The following is a 7,107-nucleotide window of genomic DNA, read 5'->3' as shown; positions in this document are numbered from 1 at the left end:
AATATATTATTCATTAATATTTCATATACATTAATATGTTCAAATTTTTTTTTGAAAATCAATAATTAAGGAGCGATATTTTATGAAATCCACACTATTAATGTGGGAATGCATTGGTGCAATCATGATTTTCCTAATAGGTGCATTAATACATTTTGGCTATGAAGCAACAAACAAATTATCTTTTACTTCTGGTATCTTTGCCGTTAATGAAAGCATATGGGAACACTGTAAGCTTACCTTTTGGTCTCCTCTAATCTTTGCTATTATAGAATATTTTTTCGTGGGTAAATATGTAAATAATTTTCTCTTTGCAAAGACTCTAAGCGCTTATATTACAACAATTTCAATGTTACTTCTTTATTATGAAATGCTTAAAAAGAATGGCCATCACTCACTGCTTAAAGATTTAATTATCTTTGAAGTTAGTATTCTAATAGGACTATTAGTAAGTTATAACTTAATGTTACTACCTGAATTTCCACCAATAATGAATAAGGTAGCCATTATTATGTTAGTTGGAGCTACATTCATATTTTACCTATTTACTTATTGTCCACCGAAGTTACCTATATTTTATTGTCCCGTATCCAATTCCTATGGTATCAAGAATTAAATTCTCACAAAAAATATTTTTAAAAATGACTGTATCAAAATTAACTAAATGTTAATATTTAATATAGTCATTTTTAAAATTTATTATACCTTAGGTATTTCTATTATAAATTCCGTTCCTTCATTAACTTCACTTTTAACTTTTATATTTCCTCCATGAGCTTCTATTATTGCCTTTGATATGGTAAGACCTATACCAGCTCCTCCTGTAGCTCTAGTTCTTGATTCATCAGCCCTGTAAAATCGCTGAAAAATATAAGGTAAGTGCTCTTTAGAAATTCCTATGCCACTATCCCTTATGTGTATTATTGCTATATTTTTTCCTTCATCACAGGTAATTTCAATTATTCCCCCTTGCTCAGTATATTTTATTCCATTTGAAATGATGTTTATTAACCCTTGAGTAATTTTATCTCTATCTACATTTATAATAAAAGTTTCTAATTTATTGTTCACACTGATATCTTTATCATGAAGTTCCTTTTCAAAATTAATTAGAATCATTTCTACTAATTCCTTTATATCAACTTCATTTTTATTTAAAATCAAATCTTCACTTTCATATCTAGAAAGATGCTCTAAGGAACCAACTAACCTACTTAATCTCCGTACTTCCTCATGAATACTTTGCAGCCTTTCTTCTGTAGGCTCCCAAATTCCATCTATTAATGCCTCCAGTTGTCCTTGCATGGTAGTTAACGGAGTCCTAAGTTCATGAGAGATATCCTTAGTCATGATTTTTCTTATCTTTTCTTCTTCATCTAAACTAAAAGCCAAAGTATTTACCGAACTAATCATTTCATTAATTTCTTTTATATTGCTTTCCTCTTTTATTTTATTTTTATATTTGCCTGTAGCTATGGAATTTGTGGCTTTAACTACGCTTCCTATAGGTTTACTTATTGAAGTAGAAATTAAAATTCCTATAAATATGGAGATACCTAAAGAAAAAATCCCCACAAAAATTAATATATTATCTAAGGTTTTAAAAAAAATCACATCAGAATCATTATAATAAAGGGGACCATAATAGCCTATTTCAAGAATCCCCGCATATTTTTCATCTATTTTCAAATTATATACTTCCTCAGTATAATCACCTTTATATCCTGGATTTACAATGCTCATATTGTAACCCATCCTACTCATCATTGCCTCACACATACTACTATTATGAGTTTTGGCACTCCATATTACATTATCTGAAATATCTTTTATGCTTATAATAAATCCATTATTTATAGCTTCAATCCCTATGTCTTCTATATTTTTATTATCCCATTGTTCATTTTTATAAGTATTACTTATATCTTTAATCAGTGATTTTTTTCTTCCTTCTATAATATCCTCTAGATATCTATTAAAGTTTTTCTTCATAAATATATGAGATGAAAAACTAATTAAAAGAATAATTGTCATAGAAAATAATAAAAAAATCAAAGTAAGCCTATGTTTCAATTTCATCGAATTATTCACCACCAAACTTATATCCAATGCCGTGAACTGTTAATATATATTTAGGATTTTTACTATTTTCCTCTATCTTACTTCTTAAATTCTTAATATGAGAATCTATTATTCTATCATAAACATCACTATCATCCCCTAGAGCTCGATCAAGAAGTTCTCCTCTAGAGAATACTTTCTTTGGACTTTCACATAAAGCTAAAAGTATCTTGAACTCCGAAGGAGTTAATTCTACTAAATTATTACCTTGTCTTACCTCATAAGTATCTAAATTTATAACTAGGTCTCCCTTATTAAATGATAAAACATTATCCTGTTTATAATTCAATGCTCTTTTTAACACTGCATTTACTCTAGCCACTACCTGCTTAGGGCTAAATGGTTTTGTTATATAATCATCAGTCCCTAGAGAAAAACACTTCAAGATACTTTCTTCCTCTACCTTGGCTGTTAACATTATTATAGGAACCTCTGATTCCTTTCTTATGATTTCACAAATTTTTTCTCCTGATATATCTGGTAACATTAGATCTAGTATTATTAATCTAGGATTGTATTGTTTATATTTATATATAGCTTCACTTCCATTAATTGCTGTTATAACACCATATCCAGCTTTCTTTAGATATGCTTCCAAAACTTCTAAAATTTTAACTTCATCTTCTACAATAAGTATATCCACTTGCATCCATACTCCTCCATTAATATAAAACTTATTATAATATACTTCTTAATTATAATAAATCATTATGAAGATTCTATGTAGAATTCCTCCATAAAATCTACACAACTTAAATATATACTTTAGCTACTATCTTAAAATTATGTATGAGGTGATAATTTTGTCTAATAAATCTATAACTCTAAATATTGATAATATGGTATGTAAGTCTTGCGAGAATACTATAATAAGACATTTAAAAAAAAATTTCAGGAGTTACAATTGTAAAAGCAAACTATACTAAAGGAACCGTCTATGTAGAATATGATGCTGAGAAAGTATCCTATTCTACCATAGTTTCTACTATTGAAAAATCCGGATACAAGGTTACTAGTGATAAAAAAAATAGTCGCTCAGAACTTTTACCCATTATAGGAATAGTCCTTATAGCTTTACTTATGATACGCCTTGGCAAAGGTACTGGCGTATTTGATATGTCTTCTGCTTTAAGTAGTAAAGTTAGTTACATTGCTCTATTTACCATTGGCGTTTTCACATCTCTACACTGCGTGGGTATGTGTGGTGGAATAATGATGTCCCAAAGTATTACATCTACTATTGTACCTGAAAAAAACAAATTTAAACCTGGACTTATGTATAATTTAGGCCGTTTAATTTCTTATACGGTTTTAGGTGGTATCGTAGGTGGTATTGGTAAAGCTTTTTCTCTTTCCTTTGGAGTTCAAGGCTTCATAGCGATAATTGCAGGTGTATTTATGGTAATTATGGGTTTAAACTTATATGGTTTTAAAGCCCTTAGAAAATTTTCTATAAAGCTTCCTTGGAGTAACTGTAACTCCCAGAAAAAATTTAGAAACCCTCTTATAGTAGGATTTCTAAATGGGTTTATGCCTTGTGGTCCCCTACAAACAATGCAGCTTTATGCTCTAGCTTCTGGAAGTGTCATAGCTGGTGCAACTTCAATGTTTTTCTTTGCCCTAGGTACAATTCCTTTAATGCTAGGCTTTGGAGCTATTGCTAATGTACTTAGTCAAAAAAATTCCAAAAGATTAATTAAATACAGTGGTGGTATTATCATAATTTTAGGTATTATTATGGCTAATCGTGGCTTGTCTTTAATAGGAGTTAATTTAATGCCTAATTCCTTATCTTTAGGTGGAAATAATAATACAACTATATCCGATAAATCTTCAGCTAGTAAAGCAACAATTTCTAACGGAAAGCAAGTTATAAGGATTGCAGCTAATAATCAAGGATATACTCCAAATGTAGTTTATATTCAAAAGGGAATTCCTACAGAGTTTATAATTGATGGTGAAAGTATTAACTTCTGTAATAATAAAATTGTTATTCCATCTATGAATATTGAAAAGAATCTATCCTCTGGAGAAAATGTAATAGAATTTACTCCAGACGCTGGAGACATAAACTATAGCTGTTGGATGGGCATGCTTAGAGGAACAATAAAGGTAGTAGATGATTTAAATTCTATAAATGATTCTACTATACAAAATGATATAGATAGTGAATTTTATTATCCTTCTAATGATTCTAATAACCAATTTTTTAATGGTGGTTTTTCTTGCCATTAATAAAAAAAGAAGTATTAAGGAAATTTCCCTTTAATACTTCTTTTTTATATGCATTTTATATAATATCTACTTTTAAATAACTCTTTAATATTAATTCACTTACTAAATTCATCTATTAATATTATACTTTTATTTTTTAATCTAGAACTTCAGAAATAGTTACTAGTACCTTACTATCTACTTCAGCAATTATACTATGGTCTATTCTTGCATCGAAAGGAAGGAAATCACCTTTTTTTAATCTAAACTTTTCTCCTGTTTTAAATTCCATAGTTATATCACCTTCATATATTTGAATTGATGCATAACCATTATGAGTATGATAAGGCTTACCACTCCCTGCTACAAAGTTGAAGAATATAGTCTTAAACTTTTCATTTGATGCTATAACTTTAGTCCTAATATCTATATCATTCATACTTATAGGTACTAATATATTTTTATCTAAACTCATTTTTATTTCCTCTTTTCAAACTTATTTTGCTTCTTATAATACTTGTATATTAACGTTCTATTATATATACATAAGTAAAATCTATATGAAAGATATTAATTTAATGCAGCTAATAATTTTTCTATGTCTAATCCATGAACTATAGCAGCTTCTGCAAGAGTTTCTGCTTGAGCTGATGGGCAACCTACGCAACCCATACCAAAACTCATTAAAATTTCAGGAGCTCCTTCTTTCATTCTTATAACTTCACCTATTGTCATATCTTTATTTATCATATTCTTTTCCTCCTATAATTTGAATTTTTATTTATAACTAATAATTTAAAATTATTAGTATCTCTTACAAGTTAAAGTATACTAAAACACTCTACTATATTCGGTAACATAGGTTACAGAATATAAAAATTTTATAAAAAAAAAAGTATTCAAAGGTAAACTCCATTTACCTTTGAATACTTCATTACTTCTAATTCTAGCTTTCCATGAACATTTTCATATCATCTTCTACATTAGTTATTCCACCAATACCAAAGTTATCTACAAGAACTTTAGCAACATTTGGTGATAAGAATGCTGGTAATGTTGGTCCTAGATGAATATTTTTAACTCCTAAGTATAATAGTGATAATAATACTATTACTGCTTTTTGCTCATACCATGCAATATTATATGATATTGGTAGGGCGTTTACATCATCAAGCCCAAATACTTCTTTAAGTTTTAGAGCTATAACAACTAATGAATAGGAATCATTACATTGTCCTGCATCTAGAACCCTTGGAATTCCTCCAATATCTCCTAGGTTTAATTTATTATACTTATACTTTGCGCAACCTGCTGTTAAGATAACTGTATCCTTTGGTAGTTTTTCAGCAAACTCAGTATAGTAGTTTCTTGATTTCGCTCTTCCATCACAACCAGCCATAACAAAGAATCTTTTTATAGCTCCAGTTTTAACAGCCTCCACAACCTTATCAGCCAAAGCTAATACTTGATTGTGAGCAAATCCTCCAACTATTTGTCCCTTTTCTATCTCTGTAGGTGCTTTACACTTTTTAGCCATTTCTATAATCTTAGAAAAATCTTTTATACCATCTCTATTAGCTTCTATATGTGCACATCCTGGCATTCCAGTTGCACCAGTTGTAAATAATCTATTCTTATAAGACTTATCTGGAATTACTATACAGTTTGTAGTCATAAGAATTGGACCATTGAACTTTTCAAACTCTTCCTTTTGCTTCCACCATGCATTTCCATAGTTTCCTGCAAAATGTTTGTATTTTTTAAATTTAGGATAGTATTGTCCAGCAAGCATTTCACCATGAGTATAAACATCTACCCCGGTTCCTTCTGTCTGCTCTAACAACATCTCTAGATCCTTTAAGTCATGTCCTGAAATTAATATTCCTGGATTTTTTCTTACTCCAATATCTACAGTTGTTATTTCTGGATGTCCATAGGTTTCAGTATTGGCTTTATCTAATAATGCCATACCATCTACTCCATATTTTCCTGCTTCTAATGCAAGTGCTACTAAATCATCAACAGTTAAACTATCATCTAAAGTTGCAGCTAATGCCTTAGCCATAAATCCATGAATTTCTCTCTCATTATATTTTAGGTTCATAGCATGCTTCATATATGCTGATAATCCTTTTAATCCATAAGTTATAAGTTCTCTTAGACTTCTAATATCTTCATTTTCAGTAGCAAGCACTCCAACTTTTTCAGCTTTAGCATCAAATTCTATAGTATTATCTGCTGTCCAAGCTACTGCATCTGCCATTACTATTTCTTTCTTTTGTAGACCAAATATCTTTTTAAAGAAACCTCCAGTTATTTTTACTTCTCCAACTTGTCCACCAGCACTAACAACTTTTCTTTTTAAAGTTTCTCTTAATTTTAAAGTTTCTTTTACTCTATTTAAAATAGCATCTCTATGGAAGTTAGCATTAGTAATAGTAATAAATAAATTTTCTGTAATATATTTATCTACTACACTATCAATAACATTTACTTTTCTTCCTTCATTACTTACGATAGCTAATCCTTTAGTTACATATACTAATAAATCTTGAGCCTTTGCAACTTGCTCATCTTTACCACAAACACCTTTTATAGTACAGCCTTTACATCCTGCTGTCTCTTGACATTGATAACAAAACATTGACATAAATTTCTCATCTCCTATTAAATTGTTATTATTGCTTTTCACAAGTTAAAGTATACTAAAGTACAAAACAATATTCGGTAACATTCGTTACCAAAATTCAAAAGAATATGTATTTTAATATG

General features: G+C 29.3%; 7 protein-coding genes and 1 pseudogene. 3 read left to right on the top strand and 5 right to left on the bottom strand.

The window, feature by feature from the left end; genetic code table 11:
* Positions 1-82: 82 nt before the first annotated feature.
* Positions 83-616 (top strand): DUF6512 family protein, encoded by a 534-nt coding sequence (locus tag IO99_RS07390; protein WP_035131925.1) that lies wholly within the window; start codon positions 83-85, stop codon positions 614-616.
* Between the two features lie 83 nt (positions 617-699).
* Here IO99_RS07390 and IO99_RS07385 read toward each other — a convergent pair whose 3' ends face one another.
* Both IO99_RS07385 and IO99_RS07380 read right to left on the bottom strand, forming a co-directional pair.
* Positions 700-2,079, bottom strand: a complete 1,380-nt coding sequence (locus tag IO99_RS07385) for a sensor histidine kinase (RefSeq protein WP_035131917.1) — start codon at positions 2,077-2,079, stop codon at positions 700-702.
* Between the two features lie 4 nt (positions 2,080-2,083).
* Positions 2,084-2,770 (bottom strand): response regulator, encoded by a 687-nt coding sequence (locus tag IO99_RS07380; RefSeq protein ID WP_035131911.1) that lies wholly within the window; start codon positions 2,768-2,770, stop codon positions 2,084-2,086.
* A 239-nt stretch (positions 2,771-3,009) separates the two neighbouring features.
* Here IO99_RS07380 and IO99_RS19830 point away from each other — a divergent pair.
* Together IO99_RS19830 and IO99_RS07375 are read left to right on the top strand one after the other, a co-directional pair.
* A pseudogene (locus IO99_RS19830) lies at positions 3,010-3,117 on the top strand (cation transporter); the annotation flags it as partial.
* Between the two features lie 84 nt (positions 3,118-3,201).
* Entirely contained in the window at positions 3,202-4,356 is a 1,155-nt protein-coding gene (locus tag IO99_RS07375) for a sulfite exporter TauE/SafE family protein (protein WP_084178115.1), read from the top strand.
* A gap of 136 nt (positions 4,357-4,492) precedes the next feature.
* Here IO99_RS07375 and IO99_RS07370 read toward each other — a convergent pair whose 3' ends face one another.
* The 3 genes from IO99_RS07370 to hcp all read right to left on the bottom strand — a co-directional run bounded on the left by IO99_RS07370 (position 4,493) and on the right by hcp (position 6,985).
* On the bottom strand, positions 4,493-4,810 hold the full coding sequence (locus tag IO99_RS07370) for a cupin domain-containing protein (RefSeq protein ID WP_051823985.1): 318 nt from the start codon (positions 4,808-4,810) through the stop codon (positions 4,493-4,495).
* A gap of 95 nt (positions 4,811-4,905) precedes the next feature.
* A complete protein-coding gene (locus IO99_RS07365) occupies positions 4,906-5,085 on the bottom strand; it encodes a DUF1858 domain-containing protein (protein ID WP_035131910.1) in 180 nt (59 codons plus the stop codon).
* Between the two features lie 196 nt (positions 5,086-5,281).
* Positions 5,282-6,985, bottom strand: a complete 1,704-nt coding sequence (gene hcp / locus IO99_RS07360; RefSeq protein WP_035131909.1) for a hydroxylamine reductase — start codon at positions 6,983-6,985, stop codon at positions 5,282-5,284.
* Between the last annotated feature and the right edge of the window lie 122 nt (positions 6,986-7,107).

The sequence above is a fragment of the Clostridium sulfidigenes genome (genome assembly GCF_000732635.1).
In the GTDB taxonomy this organism is placed as follows: Bacteria; Bacillota; Clostridia; order Clostridiales; family Clostridiaceae; genus Clostridium_J; species Clostridium_J sulfidigenes.
Note: the sequence above shows the minus strand (reverse complement) of the source record. Positions and strands in the feature narration are given on the sequence as shown.